This is a genomic window from Streptomyces sp. NPDC043738, assembly GCF_056436545.1.
The window spans coordinates 1-20943 of the sequence record NZ_JBWKCJ010000033.1 but is presented as its reverse complement, the minus strand read 5'-3'; the positions used below and the strand labels follow the sequence as shown (position 1 = coordinate 20943).

Sequence of the window (20943 nt, the reverse complement as noted above, 5' to 3'; positions counted from 1 at the left end):
CCCGCCTACTCCCCAGCTGGGCACGTCCCCCACCCCCGTTTCGGCTCGCCCCCCCCCCCCCCCCCCCCCCCCCCGCACCCGGAAGACGGAACCGGCCGCTACGGCCGCTCGCCCCGCTTGACCTGGGGCTTGGGCAGGCGCAGCCGCCGCATCTGCAGCGTCCGCATCACCGCGTACGCCTTCACGCCCTTGACGTTCTCCTTCGGGAACCGCTCCTGCAGCTGCTTGCCCATGCGGAACCAGATGAGGACCGAGTCGAGCACGATCAGCACGATGATCACGAGCCACAGCAGCAGCGCGATGCTCTGGATCGAGGGCACCCGGATCATGGTGAGCACGAGGATCACCACGGCCATCGGCAGGAAGAACTCCGCGACGCACCAGCGCGAGTCGACGTAGTCGCGGGCGAACCGGCGCACCGGTCCCTTGTCGCGCACCGGCAGATACCGCTCGTCGCCGCTGGCCATCGCCTCCCGCTGGCGGGCCATGTCCGCGCGGCGGGCCTCCCGCTGGGCCTTGGCGGCGTCCTTGCGGTTGGTCGGCGTATGCGCACGGGAGCGGCGCTGCGACTGGGCGTCGCTGCGCTTCGGCGTCGGGCGGCCCTTGGGGGCCTGCGGGTCGCGGGGCTGCTGGGGCTGGTCCGCGGTCACCTTGGCGGTCGCGGCCTGCTCATCCTTCGAACGGCTTCGGAACACAACACCCAAGGGTACGTGGTCGCCGCGCGGGGGCGAGGGTCCGGCGGGGCACGATACGGCAACGGCGTTCCCCCGCGGCGTGGCGAGCCGGGCAGGAGCCGTTGGTGGTTTCGGTTGGTGGGTGGGTCTGGTTCGCGTGCCTGTCCGGGCTCACTGTGCCGGGCGCCTAACTCCTTGGGCGGGAGGAAATGCGCTCCAGGTTCCCCCGCGGCGTGGCGAGCCGGGGCAGGCAGGAGCCGTTGGTGGTTTCGGTTGGTGGGTGGGTCTGGCTTCGCGTGCCTGTCCGGGCCCGTCCGGGCCCCCTGTGCCGGGCGCCTACTCCTTGCGCGGGAGGAAATGCGCTCCGCGATCGTCCTGGAGGATGAGCGCATCCGGGCGCGAACAGTGCGGTAATGGAACCAGGGCCCGTACTGTGGGGTCTGTAGATGTGCTGGAGCCTAAGCCCGAGGCGACTCGGTCAGAAGGGGGCGCGCGAGGCCCATGAGCGATGGTGTCATGAAGCGGATGGGGATGATCTTCCGCGCGAAGGCCAACAAGGCCCTGGACCGGGCCGAAGACCCGCGCGAGACCCTCGACTACTCGTACCAGAAGCAGCTGGAACTGCTGCAGAAGGTACGCCGCGGTGTCGCCGACGTGGCGACCTCCCGCAAGCGCCTGGAGCTGCAGCTCAACCAGCTCCAGGGCCAGTCCGCCAAGCTGGAGGACCAGGGCCGCAAGGCGCTGGCGCTCGGCCGCGAGGACCTGGCCCGCGAGGCGCTGACCCGGCGCAGCGCGCTGCAGCAGCAGGTCACGGACCTGGAGACGCAGCACCAGACGCTGCAGGGTGAGGAGGAGAAGCTCACGCTCGCGGCGCAGCGGCTGCAGGCCAAGGTCGACGCCTTCCGTACGAAGAAGGAGACGATCAAGGCCACGTACACGGCGGCCCAGGCGCAGACCCGGATCGGCGAGGCCTTCTCCGGCATCTCCGAGGAGATGGGCGATGTCGGCCTGGCGATCCAGCGTGCGGAGGACAAGACCGCGCAGCTGCAGGCCAGGGCCGGTGCCATCGACGAGCTGATGGCCTCCGGTGCGCTGGACGACCCGTCCGGTATGGCCAAGGACGACATCACCGCCGAGCTGGACCGGCTCTCCGGCGGCAGCGACGTCGAGCTGGAGCTGCAGCGGATGAAGGCCGAGCTCGCGGGCGGCCCGTCGGCCGGCAAGCAGGCCCTCGAGAGCGGTCAGGGCGGCCAGGGCCAGCCCGCGCCGCAGCAGGACCAGCCGCGTTTCGACAAGCAGTGACGGTCGCCGGGGGATAGCCTCGCAGGGATCGTCGGGACCGGACCGAGGGAGACCGTCGTGATCGTGCGGATCATGGGGGAGGGCCAGGTGAAGCTGGACGACGCCCACTTCATCGAGCTCAACAAGCTGGACGACGAGCTGCTCGAGGAGATGGAGAGCGGCGACGAGGAAGGCTTCCGGCGCACTCTCGGCGCCCTCCTGGAAGCGGTGCGCCGTATGGGCACGCCGCTTCCCGACGACGCCCTCGAACCGTCCGAGCTGATCCTGCCGTCCCCGGACGCCTCCCTCGCAGAGGTCCGGGAGATGCTCAGCGACGACGGCCTCATCCCGGGCTGACCGCCCGTCTCCAGCTCCACTCCAGCGCATACGGCACACGGCGCCCCGGTCCCCTCCCGGACCGGGGCGCTACCGTTTCCTCTTGTGAGTCCCCTCGACCCCGGTCCGGAAGCGCCCCGCGCCGCCGGCCGCTTCCAGTGGCACCGGACGCATCCGCTCGCGGTCGACGCCGCCCTGGCGGTGGCCGTGTTCGCGTGCATCCTGTTCGGCGCGGTCGTCGACCCGCACCGCGTCCACGGCCCGCAGTGGGCGCCGCACCGGCTCTCCGCCTCGGCCGTGGTGCTGGCGGCGCTGGCCTGCGCCACCCTGGTGTTCCGCCGCCGGCTGCCCCGTACGGTCCTGGCGGCCACCGGCACCCTGACCATCGTCGAGCTGCTCGTCCGCGCCGGCGACCCGCGCGCCCCGGTGGTCGGCGCCGCCGCGATCGCGCTCTACAGCCTCGCCTCGCGCACGGACCGGCCCACGACCTGGCGGCTCGGCGCGCTGACCGCGGTCGTGCTGACCGCCTCCGCGATGTTCTACGGGCCCCGCCCCTGGTACGCGCAGGAGAACCTCGGCATCTTCGCCTGGACGGGCATGGCCGCCGCCGCGGGTGACGCGGTGCGCAGCCGCCGCGCCTTCGTGGACGCCATCCGTGAACGCGCCGAGCGCGCCGAGCGCACCCGCGAGGAGGAGGCCCGCCGACGGGTCGCCGAGGAGCGGATGCGTATCGCCCGCGACCTCCATGACGTCGTCGCCCACCACATCGCCCTGGTCAACGTCCAGGCCGGCGTCGCCTCGCACGTCATGGACAACCGCCCCGACCAGGCCAAGCAGGCCCTGGCGCACGTCCGCGAGGCGTCCCGCTCGGCGCTGGAGGAGCTGCGTGCCACGGTCGGCCTGCTGCGCCAGTCCGACGACCCCAAGGCGCCGACCGAGCCCGCACCGGGCCTCGGCGTCCTCGACCAGCTCGTCGAGGGTTTCGTCCGCGCCGGTATCCCCGTCGACCTGGACCTCCCGCCCGAGCCCCGGCAGCTGCCCGCCTCCGTGGACCTCACCGCCTACCGCGTGGTCCAGGAGGCGCTGACCAACGTGCACAAGCACGCCGGGGAGGGCGCCCGCGCCTCGGTGCGGATCCGGCACTCCGAGAGCGCGCTGACCGTGACCGTCCTGGACGACGGCGCGGGCCGGGCCGGCGTACCCCGCCAGCGGAGCGGCGAGCGGCCGGCGGACGAGACCGCCCCCGGGGACAGCGGCGGCGGCCACGGCCTGATCGGCATGCGCGAGCGGGTCTTCGCGCTGCGCGGCACGGTCGTCACGGGCCCCCGCGCGGCCGGCGGCTTCCAGGTGCGGGTGACCCTTCCACTGCAGACCGTCCGTACGGGGGAGAACGCATGACGATCAAGGTGCTGCTCGCCGACGACCAGGCGCTGCTGCGCAGTGCCTTCCGGGTGCTGGTCGACTCCGAGCCGGACATGCGGGTGGTGGGGGAGGCCTCCGACGGCGCCCAGGCCTACGAGCTGACGAAGGCCCAGCGCCCCGACGTCGTCCTGATGGACATCCGGATGCCCGGTGTGGACGGTCTGGCCGCCACCCGCATGATCAGCCAGGACCCGCAGCTCACCGACGTCCGGGTGGTGATCCTGACCACCTTCGAGGTCGACGACTATGTGGTGCAGTCGCTGCGCAACGGCGCCAGCGGCTTCCTCGGCAAGGGCGCCGAGCCGGACGAGATGCTGGGCGCGATCCGGATCGCGGCGGCCGGCGAGGCGCTGCTGTCGCCCGCCGCGACCAAGGGGCTGATCGCCAAGTTCCTCGCCCAGGGCGGCAGTCCGGCCGACGGCGGGCCCGGAGACCGGGGCACGCAGCGGCTGGCGAGCCTGACCGGCCGTGAGCGCGAGGTGCTGGTCCTGGTGGCCGGCGGCCTGTCCAACGACGAGATCGCCGAGCAGCTGGCGGTCAGCCCGCTCACGGTCAAGACGCACGTCAACCGCGCCATGGCCAAGTTGGGAGCCCGCGACCGCGCCCAGCTGGTGGTCATCGCCTACGAGTCGGGACTCGTACGCCCACGGGTGCAGTGAGGGTGGAGTAGCCCTACTCCGAACGCGGTACGGGCGCGGGCCGGAAACCGACCTGCGAGCGAGGAAAACCGGCTCGGCCATGGCCGAAGGTGTATCTGGGCCCGCGAAGGCCCCGGGGCGCCGTGTGCCCCGGCCGTCGGGCCCGCGTGGGACCCGCCGTCCTTGAGCCGTCCGCACACCGGGACGGTCCGTCAAGCCCAGACCGCCTTCAGAACAGAAGAGAGAGACCCCACCCATGTCCTGGCTGTCCCGACTCAGCCTCGTACAACGGGGCCTGATAGCGCTGATGTCGATCGTCGCGATCGCCTTCGGCGCCATCGCGATCCCGCAGCTCAAGCAGCAGCTCCTGCCCTCCATCGAGCTCCCGATGGTCTCCGTGCTGGCGCCCTACCAGGGTGCCTCGCCCGATGTCGTCGAGAAGCAGGTGATCGAGCCGCTGGAGGACGGTGTCCAGGCGGTCGACGGCATCAAGAGCGTCACCTCGACGTCGAGCGAGGGCTCGGGCGTCATCATGGCGCAGTTCGACTACGGCAACGACTCCAAGCGGCTGGTCGCCGACGTCCAGCAGGCCGTCAACCGCGCCCGCGCCAAGCTGCCCAAGGACGTCGACCCGCAGGTGGTGGCCGGCTCGACGGACGACATCCCCACCGTCGTCCTCGCCGTCTCCTCCTCGGCCAAGGACCAGCAGAGCCTCGCCGACCGCCTCGAGCGCAGCGTCGTGCCGGACCTGAAGAACATCGAGGGCGTCAGCCAGGTCACCGTGGACGGCGTCCAGGACCGGATCGTCGCGGTCACCCCCGACGAGCGCAAGCTCGCCGCCGCCGGGCTGAACGCCCAGGCGCTGGGCAAGGCGCTGGAGGCCGGCGGCACCTCGGTGCCCGCCGGTTCCTTCGCCGAGGGCGGCAAGAGCCGGACCGTCCAGGTCGGCGCCGGATTCACCTCGGTGCAGCAGATCAAGGACCTGACCGTCGCGCCGGCCGCGGGGGCGGGCGCGAGCGGTGCCGGCGCGGGCCGGTCCGCCGCCGAGCCGGTCCGCGTCGGCGACGTGGCCGGCGTCAAGGAGGAGGCGGCCACCCCGACCTCCCTGACCCGCACCAACGGCAAGCCCAGCCTCGCCGTGATGGTGACGATGGACCAGGACGGCAGCGCGGTCGCGATCTCCGACGCGGTCAAGGACAAGCTCGCCGACATCCGCAAGGACCTGGGCAAGGGCACCGAGGTCACGGTCGCCTCCGACCAGGGCCCCGCGGTCTCCAAGTCGATCGACTCGCTGACCACCGAGGGCCTGCTGGGCCTCGCCATGGCCGTCATCGTCATCCTGGTCTTCCTGCTCAGCCTCCGCTCGACGCTGGTCACCGCGGTCTCCATCCCGCTCTCGGTCGTCATCACCCTGATCGTGCTGTGGACCGGTGACCTCTCCCTGAACATGCTCACCCTCGGCGCGCTGACCATCGCGATCGGCCGCGTCGTCGACGACTCGATCGTCGTCCTGGAGAACATCAAGCGGCACCTCGGCTACGGCGAGGAGCGCCGCGAGGCCATCCTCTCCGCCGTCAAGGAGGTCTCCGGAGCGATCACCTCCTCCACCCTCACCACGGTCGCCGTCTTCCTCCCGATCGGTGTGGTCGGCGGCATGGTCGGGGCCCTCTTCGGCTCCTTCTCCCTCACGGTGACCGTCGCCCTGCTCTCCTCCCTGATCGTCTCGCTGACGGTCGTCCCGGTCCTGTCGTACTGGTTCCTGCGCGCCCCCGAGATCCCGGAGGGCACCACGGCGGACGAACTGCGCCGCAAGGCCGAGGAGAAGGAGACCCACAGCCCGCTGCAGCGCCTCTACGTCCCGGTGCTGCGCTTCGCGACCCGCCGCCGGATCACCAGCCTGGTGATCGCCGTGGTCATCCTCATCGGCACCTTCGGCATGGGCCCGCTGCTGAAGACCAACTTCTTCGACCAGGGCGACCAGGACACCCTCACCCTCAAGCAGGAGCTCAAGCCCGGCACCAGCCTGGGCGCGTCCGACGCGCAGGCCAAGAAGGTCGAGAAGCTGCTCGCGGCCAACGACGACATCGCCGACTACCAGGTCACCGTCGGCTCCTCCGGCTTCATGGCGGCCTTCGGCGGCGGCACCGGCGCCAACCAGGCCTCCTACCAGCTGAAGCTGAAGGACTCCGCGGACTCCGGCAAGGTCACCGACGACCTGCGGGCCTCGCTCGACGAGCTCGGCAAGTCCATCGGCGACACCACCGTCACCGCCGGCGGCGGCTTCGGCAACCAGGACCTCAGCGTGGTCGTCAAGGCGGGCGACGCCGACGTGCTGAAGCAGGCCAGCGAGCAGGTCCGCAAGGCCGTCGCCGGGCTCGACGACGTCACCGACGTCCAGAGCGATCTGGCGCAGAGCGTGCCGCGGATCTCCGTCAAGCCCAACGCCAAGGCGGCCGAGGCCGGTTACGACCAGACCATGCTCGGCGGTGTGGTCGCCCAGGCGATCCGCGGCACCACCAGCGGCAAGGCCGTCCTGGACGACACCGAGCGGGACATCGTCATCAAGTCGGCCCACCCGGCCACCACCGAGGACGAGCTGAAGAAGCTCGCCGTCCCGACGCCGGCCGGCCCGGTCGAGCTCGGCACCATCGCCACCGTCAAGACCGTGCCCGGCCCGGTCCAGATGACCCGGATCGACGGCGCCCGCTCGGCGACCGTCACCGCCAAGCCGACCGGTGACAACACCGGCGCGGTCAGCGCCGAGCTGCAGAGCAAGATCAACGCGCTGAAGCTGCCGGACGGCGCGACGGCGAAGATCGGCGGCGTCTCCCAGGACCAGACCGACGCCTTCTCCTCGCTGGGCCTGGCGATGCTGGCGGCCATCGCCATCGTCTTCATGCTCCTGGTGGCCACCTTCAAGTCGCTGATCCAGCCGCTGATCCTGCTGGTCTCGATACCCTTCGCGGCGACCGGAGCGATCGGCCTGCTGGTCGCCACCGGCACCCCGCTGGGCGTCCCGGCGATGATCGGCATGCTGATGCTGATCGGCATCGTGGTCACCAACGCCATCGTGCTGATCGACCTGATCAACCAGTACCGCGCGCAGGGTTACGGCGTCGTCGAGGCGGTCGTCGAGGGCGGCCGGCACCGCCTGCGCCCGATCCTCATGACCGCGCTGGCCACGATCATGGCGCTGCTGCCGATGGCGCTGTCCATCACCGGCGACGGCGGCTTCATATCCCAGCCGCTGGCCGTGGTCGTGATCGGCGGTCTGATCACCTCCACCCTGCTCACCCTCCTCCTCGTCCCGACGCTCTACGCGATGATCGAACTCCGCAAGGAGCGCCGGGCGAAGAAGAAGGCCGCCAAGCGCGCCTCGAAGTCCGGCGCGCGGCCCGAGGAGGCCGACCGCGCCCCGGAGCCCGCGGGCGTGTGACCCCCGCCCCCGGCTCCGTTCGGGGGAGGGGACCGCCACCGGGCCGCACCAGGAGCCCCCGCTGCCGTACGCACGGCAGCGGGGGTTCCCGCGTACGCCGGGTGGCTGCGGCAGCAACTGATCTCCCGTCATACGCCTTCCAGTGGTTTATCCGCCCTTGTCTGCATACGCCCGTCGGGCGCGAGAAGCATGACTCCCGAATATGCCGCACCGGGAGGAGAGCGATGACCGACCCCGCAGCAGCCGGCGGAACAGCGGACCGGGCAGCCGACGAACCAGCCGACGAATCAGCCGATGAACTGGCCGACTTCGTCACCTACTGCGTGCCGCTGACCGGCTTCGCCGCATTCGATCTGTACGCCACCGGCATGGCCCGGCTCTACCTGGACACCGCCCGCGGCCAGGTGGGCGACGCCCAGTTCACGAAGTTCTGGACCAAGTGGAAGGAAGCCGTCGCCAAGGGCCAGGGGCCCCAGGCCCTGGACCTCCCGCAGCGCGAGGTCGCCCGGGCGCTGATCTACCTCTGGTACACCGGCGCCTGGCCCCGGCTGGCCCCCGCGGCCCACTCCACGCTCGGGCGCGAGGTCGCCAACACCGAGTCCGTCGCCTCGCCCAGCGCCTACGTCGAAGGCCTGGTGTGGCGCACCTTCCACGGCCACCCGGCGGGCGCCAAACCGCCGGGCTTCGGCACCTGGGCGGTCAGGCCGCCGGCGCCGACCTGGCAGAGCATCGACCAGCTCCGCACCGATCTCGACCTCGCCGACGTCCCCTACCGCACCGGCCTGGCCGACGAGGTCGCCCCCGACGAGATCCCCGACGAGCTGATCCCCGGCCACCGCCTGAGCCGCCACATCCCGCCGTCTGCCGTGCCCACCGCGGCCGCGGCCGCAAGCGAGGCCGTCGCCGCCACCCCCGAGGAGGCCACCTCATGACCGCACCCGTCCCCGCGGAGGCCGCCGCCCGCCGCCGCTACGACGTGATCATCGTCGGCGCGGGCTGGGTCGGCAGCGCACTGGCCAAACGCCTCGGCGACCAGGGCTGGCAGGTCCTCGTCCTGGAGGCCGGCAACAGCGGTACCGAGACCTGGCCCGGCTATCTGGCCTCCCTGTCCACCTACTACTCGGCCGTCGCCAAGGTCCCCAACTCCGCCTACCGCCGCAACAAGGCCGCGCCCTACCCGGACGTCCTCGATCTCGCCCCGGTGCGCAACCCCGTCCCCGGCGAGCCCGAGTTCACCGCCGACGGCTACCTCGTCCAGAACGGCCAACTCCCCTACGGCACCGACTACCTGCGCGAACTCGGCGGTACCGCCATGCACTGGCTCGGCGCCGTCCCCCGCATGCTCCCCGACGACTTCGCCACCGCCAGGGACTACGGGTACGGCCGCGACTGGCCCTTCACCGCCGCCGAACTCCAGCCCTGGTACGCCGAGGCCGAGCGGGAGTTCGGCGTCGCCGGCAACGCCCAGGAGCAGAAGGACCTCGGCACCGTCACCGACCCCGCCTACGAGTACCCCATGCACCACATCCCGCAGAGCTACATCGACGAGCGGTGCAGGGACCTCGACGGCAAGCTCGTCGAGGACGACGTGGCCGGGACGAACTACGCGCTGACCATGTACGGCCTGCCGCAGGCCCGCAACTCCACCCCCAACCCCGCCTACCGGGACCCGTACCGCGTCCAGGGCGCCGTCGGCATCCCCAACTACGGCGAGCGCTGCGTGGGCAACGCCAGCTGCGTCCCCATCTGCCCCGTGCAGGCCAAGTCGCATCCGCTGCGCATCCAGGCCGGCTGGCCCAAGACCGTCACCCTGGCCACCCGCTGTGTGGTCAGCCGGGTCCGGGCGCGGGCGGACGGCCGGGTCACCGGCGTGGAGTACCGCACCTACACCGACCCCGTCTCACCGGTCCACCAGACCTACCTCGCGGAGGCGGACACGATCGTCCTCGCCGCGCACGCCATCGAGAACGCCCGGCTGCTGCTGTTCTCGGGCCTGGCCAACAAGAGCGGGCAGGTCGGCCGCAACCTGATGGACCACCCCACCCTCCTCAACTGGGCGCTGGCCCCCGAGGACAAGGGCCCGGTCGGCCCGTTCCGCGGCCCCGGGCACACCTCAGGCTGGGAGGTCTTCCGCAGCGGCTCCGGGCGCACCCGGCGCGCGCCCTTCCGTATCGAGATCGGCAACTGGGGCTGGGGCTGGGCCACCGGCGCCCCGTTCAGCAACGTCGCCAGCGCCCTGGGCGTCGGGGGAAACCCCGACGGCAGCGTCCGGGACCAGGGCGTCTACGGGCCCGAACTGCGCGGCCTCCTCGGCCACTCCATCGGCCGCCAGCTCCAGCTCCAGATCGCCGTGGAGCAGTCCGCGAACGAGAACAACCGCGTCACCATCGACCCGGTCCGCTACCGCGACGCCATGGGCAACCCCCGTCCGATCGTCACCTACGACCTCGACGACCACGTCCGCAAGGGCCTGTACGCCGCTCGCCTTGTGGCCCAGAAGATCTTCGGCCTCCTCAAGGCCAAGGACTACACCCACCACGCCCCGCAGAACGGCGTCCCGCCGCTGGGGCACGTCGTGTACGACGGCACCCACCTCGCCTACAGCGGCGCCGGGCACGGAGCGGGCACCCACATCATGGGCACCCACAGCACGACCTCCGTGGTGGACAGGGACCAGCGCACCCACGACCACCCCAACCTCTACGCCGTCGGCTGCGGCAGCATGCCGTCCGTCGGCACCAGCAACCCCACCCTCACCATGATGGCGCTGGCTCTGCGCAGCGCCGCCCAGATCCACCGGGACCTCGTCGACGCCCGCCGTCCGGTCGAGCTCGCCGGCCCCGCCCACGAGGAGGTATCGGCGTGATCACCGCGACGGCCCTGGACGCCGAGGGATTCGGCATCCCGCAGACCATCGAGGACCTCCACAGGTACCTCCAGGGCGCCCTGGAGGTCGAGCACCTCACCATCCCCGTCTACATGACCGGGCTGTACTCCCTGTACCCGGGCACCAACCGCACCGCCTACTTCGCCATCCGCAGCGTCCTGATGGAGGAGATGCTGCACATGACCCTGGTCGCGAACCTCCTCAACGCGGTCGGCGGCAAGCCCGAGGTGGGCCGCAAGGAGTTCGTCGCCAAGTACCCGGCGAAGCTGCCGTTCAGCAGCGACGAGGACGTGCCGCTGATCCACCTCCAGCACTTCTCGCCTGCCGCGCTCCGCACCTTCCTGCGCATCGAACTGCCCCGCAAACTGGCGCCCCACCCCAAGCCGGGGGAGGGCTGGACCTCCATCGGCCAGTTCTACGACGCCATCCGCCAGGGACTGGAGAAGCTGGTCGAGGACCACGGTGAGGCCGCGGTCTTCCCACAGCGGCCCCAGCGCCAGGTCGGCCCGGAGGACTTCTACAACTCCGGCGGCGAGGTCTTCCCTGTCCACGACCTGAAGTCGGCCAAGCTCGCCATCCGCGTCATCAGCGAACAGGGCGAGGGCCTCGACGACCAGATCTGGACCAGCGACGACCTGATCTTCGGCGAGCAGCGGCAGCTCGCCCACTACTTCCGCTTCAACGAGATCTACACCGGCCGCAGCTACGGCCCCCACGACACCCCCAAGGACCCACCCAGCGGCCCGCTGCTGGACGTCACCTGGGACGACGCCTACCCGATCCACGGCGACTCCAAGGTCGCCGACTACAAGAAGAACAAGGAGGTGTACGAGCAGGCCGTCGCCTTCAACACCCGCTACGCCGCCCTGCTCTCCTACCTCCAGCAGGCCTTCGACGGCATGCCCCGGGCGATGGCCCTGGCCATCCCCACCATGCTGGAACTGCGCGACCGCTCCGAACAGCTCTACCGCAACCCGCACCCCAAGTGTCCGGGCCTCTTCGCCGGCCCCACCTTCGAACTCGAAAAGCCGCAGTTCGACGCGGTGTACGAAACGGTCCAGGAGAACGTGCGGCTCGCCGGCCTGGAGGCCGGCGAGCCGATCGATCTCTCCGCCGTCCCGAGCTAGGCGGCGAAGCGCCCTACCGACGCACAGGGCGGTGCACAACGCCACGCCGCACCCCGGAGCAGCGCACTGCGGGGTGCGGCGCCCGCCTCAGCGGACGAGGCCCCGCAGGCCCCCGAAGCCCCCGGTGCCCCTGCGGGCGGACACGAGGGTGTCGGTGATGTCGCCCCCGGCGGTCTGCTTGAGCTTGGCGATCGTCCGGTGGTTGTCGATGAGGATGTTCGTACGGCAGCCTTCCGAGGGGAGCAGGAGGGTGAACGTCGGCGCGCAGTGCACGTCCTGGTCGAAGAACCCGCCATCCCAGCCCTTGGCACTGGCCGTGCCGGTCGCCGTCATCATCAGCGCACCCGCCCCAAGGGCACCCGCGACCATACGCATTGCCTTACCCACGACGGAACTTCCTTCCTGTCTGGTCCCGGTCTGATACCGGGATCACCGCGCTAACGAACCAGCAACGGGTGGATTACGCAGCGTTACTCTGTCGTGGTGACGGTGCGGTGTACAGCCCCTGCCGCGAAGCCGCCGAAACCGCCCGCGCGGGCGCTGCGGGACGGGTGGCGGATCCCGATCTGCCGGGGCGCTCCCGGCTCGCGCGTCGCGGTGAGTGATGCGACGGTGGCTTGGGGTGCCGAACCGACGAAAGGCGGTCGACCGTGCGCTGTGCCCAGGCCCGCAGGGCCGCAGTCGTGCCGGCGGCCGGACTCGTCCTCGCGCTCGCGCCGCCGGCCGTCGCCGACGGGCCCGTCGCCCCGGTCCGGGTGGCGGTCACGGGCGGCGCCTTCACCGGCAGCGTGGGCATCGTGCGCACGGCGGCGCGCTCCTTGTACGGCGGCTTCCCCTGCGCCGCCGACGGCGTGCAGCCCACCCCGCTCACCGCCCTGGCCGACGCCGACCGCAGGTACCACCTCGGCGTGCGGGCGCACTGGGACGAGGCGGCCGGGGACTTCGTGGTCACCGAGATCCGCGGGGACGTCGCGGACGGCGGCAGGAAGTGGAACGCGTACGTCAACGAAAAGAAGATCACGACCGGGCCCTGCGGCACCGCGGTCAAGGACCACGACAAGGTCCGCTGGACCCTGGAGGCCGCCAAGAGCTGACGGCCGCCGCACCCCCGCGAGGGAACCTCCACGGGCGCGGCGGCCGATCGCCGCGCCTACGGAAGGCTCAGCATCCGCTCCAGTGCCAGCTTCGCGAAGCTCTCGGTCTCCTTGTCGACCTCGATGCGGTTGACGACCTTGCCGTCCGCCAGCGACTCCAGCGTCCACACCAGGTGGGGGAGGTCGATGCGGTTCATCGTCGAGCAGAAGCAGACCGTCTTGTCGAGGAAGACGATCTCCTTGTCCTCCGCGGCGAAGCGGTTCGCCAGGCGGCGGACCAGGTTCAGCTCCGTGCCGATGGCCCACTTCGAGCCGCGCGGGGCGGCTTCCAGGGCCTTGATGATGTACTCCGTCGAGCCGACGTAGTCCGCGGCCGCCACGACCTCGTGCTTGCACTCGGGGTGGACCAGGACGTTGACGTCCGGGATGCGGGCCCGCACGTCGTTCACCGAGTCCAGGGAGAACCGGCCGTGGACCGAGCAGTGGCCGCGCCACAGGATCATCTTCGCGTCGCGCAGCTGCTCGACGGTCAGGCCGCCGTTGGGCTTGTGCGGGTTGAAGACCACGCAGTCGTCCAGGGACATGCCCATGTCGCGGACGGCGGTGTTGCGGCCCAGGTGCTGGTCGGGCAGGAAGAGGACCTTCTCGCCCTGCTCGAAGGCCCAGTCCAGCGCCCGCTTGGCGTTGGAGGAGGTGCAGATCGTGCCGCCGTGCTTGCCGGTGAAGGCCTTGATGTCGGCCGAGGAGTTCATGTACGAGACCGGCACGACCTGCTCGGCTATGCCGGCCTCGGTGAGCACGTCCCAGCACTCGGCGACCTGCTCGGCGGTGGCCATGTCGGCCATCGAACAGCCCGCGGCCAGGTCGGGGAGGATGACCTGCTGGTCGTCGCCGGTGAGGATGTCGGCCGACTCGGCCATGAAGTGCACACCGCAGAAGACGATGTACTCGGCGTCCGGCCGGGCGGCGGCGTCCCGCGCCAGCTTGAACGAGTCACCGGTGACGTCGGCGAACTCGATGACCTCGTCGCGCTGGTAGTGGTGCCCGAGGACGAAGACCTTGTCGCCGAGCTTCTCCTTCGCCGCGCGGGCGCGCTCGACGAGGTCGGGGTCCGACGGGGCGGGGAGGTCGCCGGGGCACTCCACGCCGCGCTCGCTCTTCGGGTCGGCCTCACGGCCGAGGAGGAGCAGGGCCAGCGGGGTCGGCTGGACGTCCAGGGGCTGGGCGGTGGTCACAACACGCACCCTCTCTTCTCTGCGGACAGCTCTTTGCGCTCTTGGGCACAAGCCTTTTCGTCTATTTGACGCTATCTATCATAGCTGCTTCACGTCACTTTGACGATGGCCATAGTGTCGATGTGACGCATCACCACCGCCCGGTGTGCGGTGGACCACCTGTTCCCCGCCGCCGGTGTGCGAGCATGAAGAAGAAGCGCCCAGCCGGAATTAATCCGGGGCGTCGCCGGTTTCAGCTTGTTGCATCCGATGACAAGCGGTCCGTACAACCCGGGAGAGATGTAGATGAGCGTGCAGGACGAGAAGACCACCGTCAGCGACGGCATCATCCTGTCCGACGCGGCCGCGTCGAAGGTCAAGAGCCTGCTGGAGCAGGAGGGCCGGGACGACCTCGCGCTGCGGGTGGCGGTCCAGCCCGGCGGCTGCTCCGGTCTGCGCTACCAGCTCTTCTTCGACGAGCGCTCGCTCGACGGCGACGTCGTCAAGGACTTCGACGGCGTCAAGGTCGTCACCGACCGGATGAGCGCCCCGTACCTCGGCGGTGCCTCCATCGACTTCGTCGACACCATCGAGAAGCAGGGCTTCACGATCGACAACCCGAACGCCACGGGCTCCTGCGCCTGCGGCGACTCCTTCAGCTGAGGATCGCGGGTCCGCACACAGACGGCGAAGGCGGCGTCCCCCGAGTGGGGGCGCCGCCTTCGCCGTATCCGTATCCGGGCCGCCGCTACCGCTTCGGCACGGCCTCACCGGTCGACACGTCGATCACCTTCCGGCCGTCCAGCGGCTCGCGCAGTGTGACGGTCTTGGTGAACTCCTTGGCGATCTTCACACAGACCTGGCCCGGCTTCTTGTCCCGGCCGACGACCTTGGTCTTCACGGCCGTGTCCGACTCCTCGGCGCTCACCGAGTAGACGCTGCACACCCCGCCCCAGAAGTGCACGGTCAGCTTCCGGCCGCCGTCGCCCACGTCGTACGACTCCAGCGCCATCGCGCCCGGCTTCCCGGACGGCCCCTTCGGGGTCCGGTCCTTGTGCGCCAGGTACTTCGGATCCACCGCGGGGTGCGCGACGGTCGTCGTGGCGTCCGGGCCGGTACCGGCGGTGCCCGGCTGGCGGACCGTGTACAGCCACGACGGCACCAGCGCCTGCCCGCCGCTGACGTACTGCACCGCGAGCCCGAAGACGGCGCCGGTCACCTCGGCCGGCTTCTGGGCCTTCGTCGGCGACGGCTCGCACGGCGCGATCTGGCCGCCCTTGCCGTCCTTGTCGTCCTTGCCGTCCTTCCCGGGGGGCGCCGAGGGGCAGCCGGCCGGTGTGCGGCCCCCGCCCGCGTTCAGCCGCGCAAGCGTCTTGTCCGCGCTCAGCACGGGGTAGACCGCACCCTTGACCGGGTTCGCCAACTGGCCGCTGCCGCCGACCACCTGACCGTCCGAGCCGACCTGCAGATCGCTCTGCCAGCCGTACGTCGGCAGCCCGCCGAGCACCGGATTCGCGGTGACGATCCGCACCGCGCCGGACAGCCCGCTCGCGTCGAGCCGGGCGTTCTCCTGGCCCAGCGCCTTGAGCACCGGCCGCACCGCCTGCTCGGCCTTCTTGGGCGACACCGCGTCCTTGCCGCTGCTGTCGTCCTCGGTCGTGACGTCCCCGCCGCCGCGGTACGAGGGGCAGCCCGGCCGGCCCGACGCCGTGGCGCCGGCGCCCGCCTGGTCGCCGTCCGTGCCGTTCTCGGGAGTGGCGGGCAGCGCGCAGTTCGTGCCGCCCGGGGTGCCGTACTGCGAGTACGTCCAGGAGCCCGAGCCGGTCTTGTTCACCTGCAGGACGGGACTGCGGGCGTCCCGGGTCAGCCCGCCCACCTTCCAGGTGCTGCCCTCGGAACGGACCTTTCCGGCCACATCCAGCGCCTTCGCCAGCCGTTCGACCGACTCCCGGCTGATCTCGCCCTGGGGCCGGTACACCGGTGCCGACGACGGGCCGCCGGGCAGTTCCTTCACGGCCTTGTACTTCGCGCCCTGCGGATTGGGCTCACCGGCCGCTATCGAGCCGCCCGTGTAGCCGTCGAGCGCGAGCGGCGGCGGGTCGGCCCTGCCCGCGGAACCCGGGCCGGAGCCCTCGTCGCTGGACGCGGACGAGGCCCAGTACGCCGCGCCGCCCCCGGCCAGCAGCACCGCGGCGGCCATCGAGGCGACCAGCAGCGGGCTGCGGCGCCGGCGCTCCTTGGGGTGGTCCGGGGTCGTGGGGGTGTCCTCGGTGTTCACCGCATCGCTCCTTCAGCTCCGCTGAACCTCTGCCGTGCCACCCTCCGTGGGGTGGACGTCGATGGGACGGAGCGGGGGCGTGCGCGGTTCCCCGAACGGCTCAGTCGCCGTAGTCGGACATCTTGTCCACCATCTCGGCGGACCGCTCGGGGACCTCGACCCCGTGCAGATCGGAGGCCCGGCCGGGCTCCGGCGCGGCCCGGCGCCCGGCCTTCCAGCGCCCCGCCATCCGCGCGCAGTCCCCGCGCAGCTCGTCGAGCGACTCCGGCTCGGATTCGGCGGGTGAGGCGGCGACACGCGGTGTGACGGCTTTCACAGGCTTGGTCATAGGGGCACCGTACGCAGGCACGCGGCGAGGAGAAAGGCCTACTATTGAGTAGTTATCCGCTGGTTTCAGCGGTTCCGCCTGTCCGGGATGCGCAGGTGGATTTGCACCCCGCCAGGTAGCGTTGCTCCACGTCCGCAAGTCCCTCCGCCTCCGCAGGAGCAGACCCGTCGTGCGTATCGCAGTCACCGGCTCCATCGCCACCGACCACCTGATGACCTTTCCCGGCCGCTTCGCCGACCAGCTCGTGGCCGACCAGCTGCATACGGTCTCCCTCTCCTTCCTGGTCGACCAGCTCGACGTCCGCCGCGGCGGAGTCGCCCCGAACATCTGCTTCGGCATGGGCCAGCTCGGCATCGAGCCGATCCTGGTCGGCGCCGCGGGCAACGACTTCGAGGAGTACCGCGCCTGGCTCGACCGCCACGGCGTCGACACCCGCTCCGTACGCATCTCCGAGGTGCTGCACACCGCGCGCTTCGTGTGCACCACCGACGCCGACCACAACCAGATCGGCTCCTTCTACACCGGCGCGATGAGCGAGGCCCGGCTGATCGAGCTGCAGCACGTGGCCGAGCGGGTCGGCGGGCTGGACCTCGTGCTGATCGGCGCGGACGACCCCGAGGCGATGATCCGGCACACCGAGGAGTGCCGCACCCGCGGCATCCCCTTCGCCGCCGACTTCTCCCAGCAGATCGCCCGGATGGACGGCGATAACATCCGCACCCTCATGGAGGGCGCCACCTACCTCTTCTCCAACGAGTACGAGAAGGGCCTGATCGAGTCCAAGACCGGCTGGACCGGCGAGGAGATCCTCGCCAAGGTCGGCACCCGGGTCACCACCCTCGGCTCCAACGGCGTGCGCATCGAGCGGGTCGGCGAGCCCACGATCGAGGTCGGCGTCCCGGAGGAGAAGACCAAGGCCGACCCCACCGGCGTCGGCGACGCCTTCCGCGCCGGCTTCCTGTCCGGTCTGGCCTGGGGCGTCGGCCTGGAGCGCGCCGCGCAGATCGGCTGCATGCTGGCGACGCTGGTCATCGAGACCGTCGGCACCCAGGAGTACGAGCTGCACCGCAGCCACTTCATGGACCGCTTCACCAAGGCGTACGGCCACGAGGCCGCCGCCGACGTCCGGCAGTACCTGGCCTGAACCGGCCGGTAGAACGGCTCAGACGCGGCGCCGCACGACATAGGCGGCGCCGCGTTCCGCCGCCCGCTCGCCCACGTACTCCTGCTCGCGCATCGTGCACCAGGCGGGGATGTCCTGCCGGGCGGCCTCGTCGTCGGAGAGCACCGTGACCGTCCCGCCGACGGGCACCCGGCCGATCACCTTGGCCAGTTCGATGACCGGGATGGGGCAGCGCCTGCCGAGGGAGTCGACGACCAGGTCCTCGGGCCCGGCGCCCGCGGTCCGCGGCGCCTCACCAGCCTCGGGCGTCACACTCGCCTCAGGCGCCTCGGCGGCCACCGACGGCACCCCCAGTCGCTCCCGTACCGAGCGCACCACCCCGGGCAGCACCTCCAGGAACCGCTCGACATCCTCCTCCTTCGTCCCGTACGGCAGCGAGACCCGGACGTTCCCCTCGGACAGCACCCCCATCGCGCGCAGCACATGGCTCGGCTCCAGGGTGCTGGACGTACAGGATGATCCGGACGAGACGGAGAAACCGGCCCGGTCGAGCTCGTGCAGCAGGGTCTCCCCGTCGACATAGAGACAGGAGAAGGTGACCAGATGGGGGAGGCGGTGCACCGGGTCGCCGACCACCTCCACCTCCGGGACCAGCGCCGGCACCCGCGTGCGGATCCGGTTGACCAGCTGCCGCAGCCGCGCCGCCTCGGCGGCGGTCGCGGGGTCGGCCCGCAGCGCGCGCAGCGACGCCGCGGCCGCCACGATCGCCGGGATGTTCTCGAACCCCGGGCTGCGGCCCGACTCCCGCTCGTCCGCGGGCCCCTGGGGCGCGAACCGCGTCCCCTTGCGGACCACGAGCAGTCCGACGCCGGGCGGGCCGCCCCACTTGTGGGCGCTCGCCGCCAGCAGCGACCAGGCGCCGGGCACCGGCCCCCAGGGCAGCGACTGCGCGGCGTCCACCAGCAGGGGCACGCCGGACTCCCGGCAGAGCCCGGCCACCTCCTCGACCGGCTGCTCGGTGCCCACCTCGTGGTTGGCGGACTGCAGGGCCACCAGCGCGGTGTCCGGGGTGAGCGCGGCGGTCAGGTCGCCGGCCGCCACCCGGCCCGTCCGGTCCACGGCCAGCTCCGCACGGGTGCCGCCGGCCGCCTCGTGGACCTCGGCGGCGTGCAGCACGCAGGAGTGCTCGACGGCGGAGTGCAGCAGCCGGCGGCCGACACGCCGACGGCCCGCGAGCGCACCGGCGACTCCCCGATGCACCGCTTGCGTACCCGAAGGGGTGAAAACCAACTCGTCGGGTCGACAGCCGACGGCCTCGGCCGCGGCTTCGCGCGCGGCGTCCAGCAGCAGCCGGCCGCGGCGGCCCTCGCGGTAGAGGCGGGCCGGGTCGGCCCAGCCCTCGTCGAGCGAGGCGAGCAGGGCCTCACGGGCGACCGGGTGCAGGGGAGCGGTGGACGCGGCGTCGAAGTAGGGCACGTACGAGACGTTAGTCCCCCGGGGTCCCCGGCGGCGCCCCGCCCGGCCGGTGCGCGGGCCGGCCGCGGGGCCCGGTCCGCCGGGCCGGGGCGGCCGGGTGCCGGTCAGGCCGTCAGATGCCTGGTGGGAGCGGGTAATCGGGTGTGGTGAGGGCGCCTCCCGGAGGACCCGGCCACCCCTTAGGGGTGCGACGCGGCGCGTTGGGCACCCTCCCCGCGCGACCCCAAATAGCGTCCAGTAGGGTTTGGTCCGCATAAACATCCAAACCCCTGCCCGACGCAGGGCGGCGACCGACCAGCGAGTAAGGCCGCAGCCGACCGCGCGGGCGAGACTCTCGGGAAGGCGCTACGTGAGTCCCAACGGCTCCGACCGCTCGTCGCGGCGCCCGATGCGGCGGAAGCTGCCGCAGGTGCTTGCTGCGGGCCTGGTCCTGGCGACCGCTACTGGTTGCACATATAAGGACTTCCCCCGCCTCGGCATGCCAACGCCCGTCACCGACGAGGCGCCGCGGATCCTCTCTCTTTGGCAGGGCTCCTGGGCCGCCGCCCTCGCAACGGGCGTGCTGGTGTGGGGCCTGATCATTTGGAGCGTGATCTTCCACCGCCGCAGCAGGACCAAGGTGGAGGTCCCCGCGCAGACCCGGTACAACATGCCGATCGAGGCGTTGTACACGATCGTCCCGTTCATCATCATCGCGGTGCTCTTCTACTTCACCGCACGTGATGAGAGCGCACTCCTGAAGACTTCCAAGAAGCCGGACCACGTCATCAACGTGGTGGGCTTCCAGTGGAGCTGGGGGTTCAACTACCTGGAGGACGTCGACGGCAACAAGTCGACCACGAACATCAACTCCAGCGCGCTCAAGGCGATCCCGGACAAGTGGAAGAAGACCGCGCCGGCCGGTGCCGACGGTGTCTACGACGTGGGCGTTCCGGGCACCCGGAACCCGCAGACCGGCAACCCCGGTCCGACGCTGTGGCTGCCGAAGGGTGAGACGGTCCAGTTCGTCCTCACTTCGCGCGACGTCATCCACTCCTTCTGGGTGGTGCCGTTCCTGATGAAGCAGGACGTCATCCCGGGCCACACCAACGTCTTCGAGGTGACCCCCAACAAGGAGGGCACCTTCATGGGCAAGTGCGCCGAGCTCTGCGGCGTCGACCACTCCCGGATGCTCTTCAACGTCAAGGTCGTCTCCCCTGAGCGGTACCGGGAGCACCTGCAGGACCTGAAGAAGAAGGGCCAGGCCGGATACCTGCCGTCGGGCATCGAGCAGACGGATCACGCCAGGAATGCGGAGACGAAGAACCAGTGAGCATCCTCAACGAACCTCAGGGTGCCGCCGCCGATACGGCTCCGGCAGCACCGCCCGTACGGAAAAAGCAGCCCGGTATCGCTGCCGTGAAGTGGCTGACGACCACTGACCACAAGACCATCGGCACGATGTACCTGGTCACGTCGTTCGCGTTCTTCTGCATCGGCGGCCTGATGGCCCTGCTGATGCGGGCCGAGCTGGCCCGTCCGGGCACGCAGCTCATGTCGAACGAGCAGTTCAACCAGGCGTTCACCATGCATGGCACGATCATGCTGCTGATGTTCGCCACCCCGCTGTTCGCCGGCTTCGCGAACTGG

19 protein-coding genes are annotated in these 20943 nt (G+C 71.1%); 13 read left to right on the top strand and 6 right to left on the bottom strand.

Features of this window, described 5'->3' with window-relative positions; genetic code table 11:
* Positions 1 to 98: 98 nt before the first annotated feature.
* Positions 99 to 695: a DUF3043 domain-containing protein gene (locus AC0680_RS31880; protein ID WP_478635698.1), complete on the bottom strand. Its 597-nt coding sequence runs from the start codon at positions 693 to 695 to the stop codon at positions 99 to 101.
* A 480-nt stretch (positions 696 to 1175) separates the two neighbouring features.
* Between AC0680_RS31880 and AC0680_RS31875 the strand changes: the two genes are divergently transcribed.
* The 8 genes from AC0680_RS31875 (at position 1176) to AC0680_RS31840 (ending at position 11801) form a co-directional block, all read left to right on the top strand.
* Positions 1176 to 1976: a PspA/IM30 family protein gene (locus AC0680_RS31875; RefSeq protein WP_384436675.1), complete on the top strand. Its 801-nt coding sequence runs from the start codon at positions 1176 to 1178 to the stop codon at positions 1974 to 1976.
* A gap of 57 nt (positions 1977 to 2033) precedes the next feature.
* On the top strand, positions 2034 to 2312 hold the full coding sequence (pspAA, locus tag AC0680_RS31870; RefSeq protein ID WP_384436678.1) for a PspA-associated protein PspAA: 279 nt from the start codon (positions 2034 to 2036) through the stop codon (positions 2310 to 2312).
* An 84-nt stretch (positions 2313 to 2396) separates the two neighbouring features.
* Positions 2397 to 3689, top strand: coding sequence for a sensor histidine kinase (locus AC0680_RS31865; RefSeq protein ID WP_478635693.1), 1293 nt, complete (start codon positions 2397 to 2399; stop codon positions 3687 to 3689).
* Positions 3686 to 4372, top strand: coding sequence for a response regulator (locus tag AC0680_RS31860; RefSeq protein ID WP_478635690.1), 687 nt, complete (start codon positions 3686 to 3688; stop codon positions 4370 to 4372). Before AC0680_RS31865 ends, AC0680_RS31860 begins: the two co-directional genes overlap by 4 nt.
* Before the next feature lie 235 nt (positions 4373 to 4607).
* The gene (locus AC0680_RS31855) at positions 4608 to 7787 is read left to right on the top strand and encodes an efflux RND transporter permease subunit (RefSeq protein WP_478635688.1); all 3180 of its coding nucleotides are present in this window, start codon (positions 4608 to 4610) and stop codon (positions 7785 to 7787) included.
* A gap of 224 nt (positions 7788 to 8011) precedes the next feature.
* Positions 8012 to 8719 carry a hypothetical protein gene (locus AC0680_RS31850; protein ID WP_478635686.1) on the top strand — a complete coding sequence of 236 codons (708 nt, stop codon included), beginning with the start codon at positions 8012 to 8014 and terminating at the stop codon, positions 8717 to 8719.
* Entirely contained in the window at positions 8716 to 10653 is a 1938-nt protein-coding gene (locus tag AC0680_RS31845; RefSeq protein ID WP_478635684.1) for a GMC family oxidoreductase, read from the top strand. The genes AC0680_RS31850 and AC0680_RS31845 overlap by 4 nt, the downstream gene beginning before the upstream one ends.
* Positions 10650 to 11801 (top strand): ferritin-like domain-containing protein, encoded by a 1152-nt coding sequence (locus AC0680_RS31840; RefSeq protein ID WP_478635681.1) that lies wholly within the window; start codon positions 10650 to 10652, stop codon positions 11799 to 11801. Before AC0680_RS31845 ends, AC0680_RS31840 begins: the two co-directional genes overlap by 4 nt.
* Before the next feature lie 87 nt (positions 11802 to 11888).
* Here AC0680_RS31840 and AC0680_RS31835 read toward each other — a convergent pair whose 3' ends face one another.
* Positions 11889 to 12188, bottom strand: coding sequence for a hypothetical protein (locus AC0680_RS31835; RefSeq protein WP_478635678.1), 300 nt, complete (start codon positions 12186 to 12188; stop codon positions 11889 to 11891).
* 263 nt (positions 12189 to 12451) lie between these two features.
* On the opposite strand from AC0680_RS31835, the gene AC0680_RS31830 reads away from it, so the two are divergent.
* Positions 12452 to 12895, top strand: a complete 444-nt coding sequence (locus tag AC0680_RS31830) for a DUF4430 domain-containing protein (RefSeq protein ID WP_478635676.1) — start codon at positions 12452 to 12454, stop codon at positions 12893 to 12895.
* A gap of 56 nt (positions 12896 to 12951) precedes the next feature.
* Here the strand turns inward: AC0680_RS31830 and nadA are convergent, their stop codons facing one another.
* The gene (gene nadA, locus AC0680_RS31825) at positions 12952 to 14139 is read right to left on the bottom strand and encodes a quinolinate synthase NadA (RefSeq protein ID WP_478635674.1); all 1188 of its coding nucleotides are present in this window, start codon (positions 14137 to 14139) and stop codon (positions 12952 to 12954) included.
* Positions 14140 to 14415: 276 nt separating this feature from the next.
* Here nadA and erpA point away from each other — a divergent pair, with 276 nt between their 5' ends.
* Positions 14416 to 14772, top strand: coding sequence for an iron-sulfur cluster insertion protein ErpA (erpA, locus tag AC0680_RS31820; RefSeq protein WP_030070025.1), 357 nt, complete (start codon positions 14416 to 14418; stop codon positions 14770 to 14772).
* Positions 14773 to 14857: 85 nt separating this feature from the next.
* Here erpA and AC0680_RS31815 read toward each other — a convergent pair whose 3' ends face one another.
* Entirely contained in the window at positions 14858 to 16387 is a 1530-nt protein-coding gene (locus AC0680_RS31815) for a hypothetical protein (RefSeq protein ID WP_478635668.1), read from the bottom strand.
* A gap of 100 nt (positions 16388 to 16487) precedes the next feature.
* Positions 16488 to 16715 (bottom strand): hypothetical protein, encoded by a 228-nt coding sequence (locus AC0680_RS31810; RefSeq protein ID WP_478635665.1) that lies wholly within the window; start codon positions 16713 to 16715, stop codon positions 16488 to 16490.
* 169 nt (positions 16716 to 16884) lie between these two features.
* Between AC0680_RS31810 and AC0680_RS31805 the strand changes: the two genes are divergently transcribed.
* A complete protein-coding gene (locus AC0680_RS31805; protein WP_478635662.1) occupies positions 16885 to 17859 on the top strand; it encodes a carbohydrate kinase family protein in 975 nt (324 codons plus the stop codon).
* Between the two features lie 18 nt (positions 17860 to 17877).
* Here AC0680_RS31805 and AC0680_RS31800 read toward each other — a convergent pair whose 3' ends face one another.
* Positions 17878 to 19314, bottom strand: a complete 1437-nt coding sequence (locus AC0680_RS31800; protein WP_478635660.1) for an aminotransferase class V-fold PLP-dependent enzyme — start codon at positions 19312 to 19314, stop codon at positions 17878 to 17880.
* 349 nt (positions 19315 to 19663) lie between these two features.
* Between AC0680_RS31800 and ctaC the strand changes: the two genes are divergently transcribed.
* Both ctaC and AC0680_RS31790 read left to right on the top strand, forming a co-directional pair.
* Positions 19664 to 20626 (top strand): aa3-type cytochrome oxidase subunit II, encoded by a 963-nt coding sequence (ctaC, locus tag AC0680_RS31795; protein ID WP_478635658.1) that lies wholly within the window; start codon positions 19664 to 19666, stop codon positions 20624 to 20626.
* Positions 20623 to 20943: cbb3-type cytochrome c oxidase subunit I (locus AC0680_RS31790; protein WP_478635656.1), on the top strand; the 321-nt coding region annotated here is incomplete at its 3' end. The genes ctaC and AC0680_RS31790, both read left to right, overlap by 4 nt.

Excerpts from the sequence above, each read along its gene's own strand:
- AC0680_RS31875 (WP_384436675.1), top strand. The coding sequence starts at position 1,176 with ATGAGCGATGGTGTCATGAAGCGGATGGGGATGATCTTCCGCGCGAAG.
- AC0680_RS31860 (WP_478635690.1), top strand. The coding sequence starts at position 3,686 with ATGACGATCAAGGTGCTGCTCGCCGACGACCAGGCGCTGCTGCGCAGT.
- AC0680_RS31855 (WP_478635688.1), top strand. The coding sequence starts at position 4,608 with ATGTCCTGGCTGTCCCGACTCAGCCTCGTACAACGGGGCCTGATAGCG.
- AC0680_RS31850 (WP_478635686.1), top strand. The coding sequence starts at position 8,012 with ATGACCGACCCCGCAGCAGCCGGCGGAACAGCGGACCGGGCAGCCGAC.
- AC0680_RS31845 (WP_478635684.1), top strand. The coding sequence starts at position 8,716 with ATGACCGCACCCGTCCCCGCGGAGGCCGCCGCCCGCCGCCGCTACGAC.
- erpA (WP_030070025.1), top strand. The coding sequence starts at position 14,416 with ATGAGCGTGCAGGACGAGAAGACCACCGTCAGCGACGGCATCATCCTG.
- AC0680_RS31810 (WP_478635665.1), bottom strand. The coding sequence starts at position 16,715 with ATGACCAAGCCTGTGAAAGCCGTCACACCGCGTGTCGCCGCCTCACCC.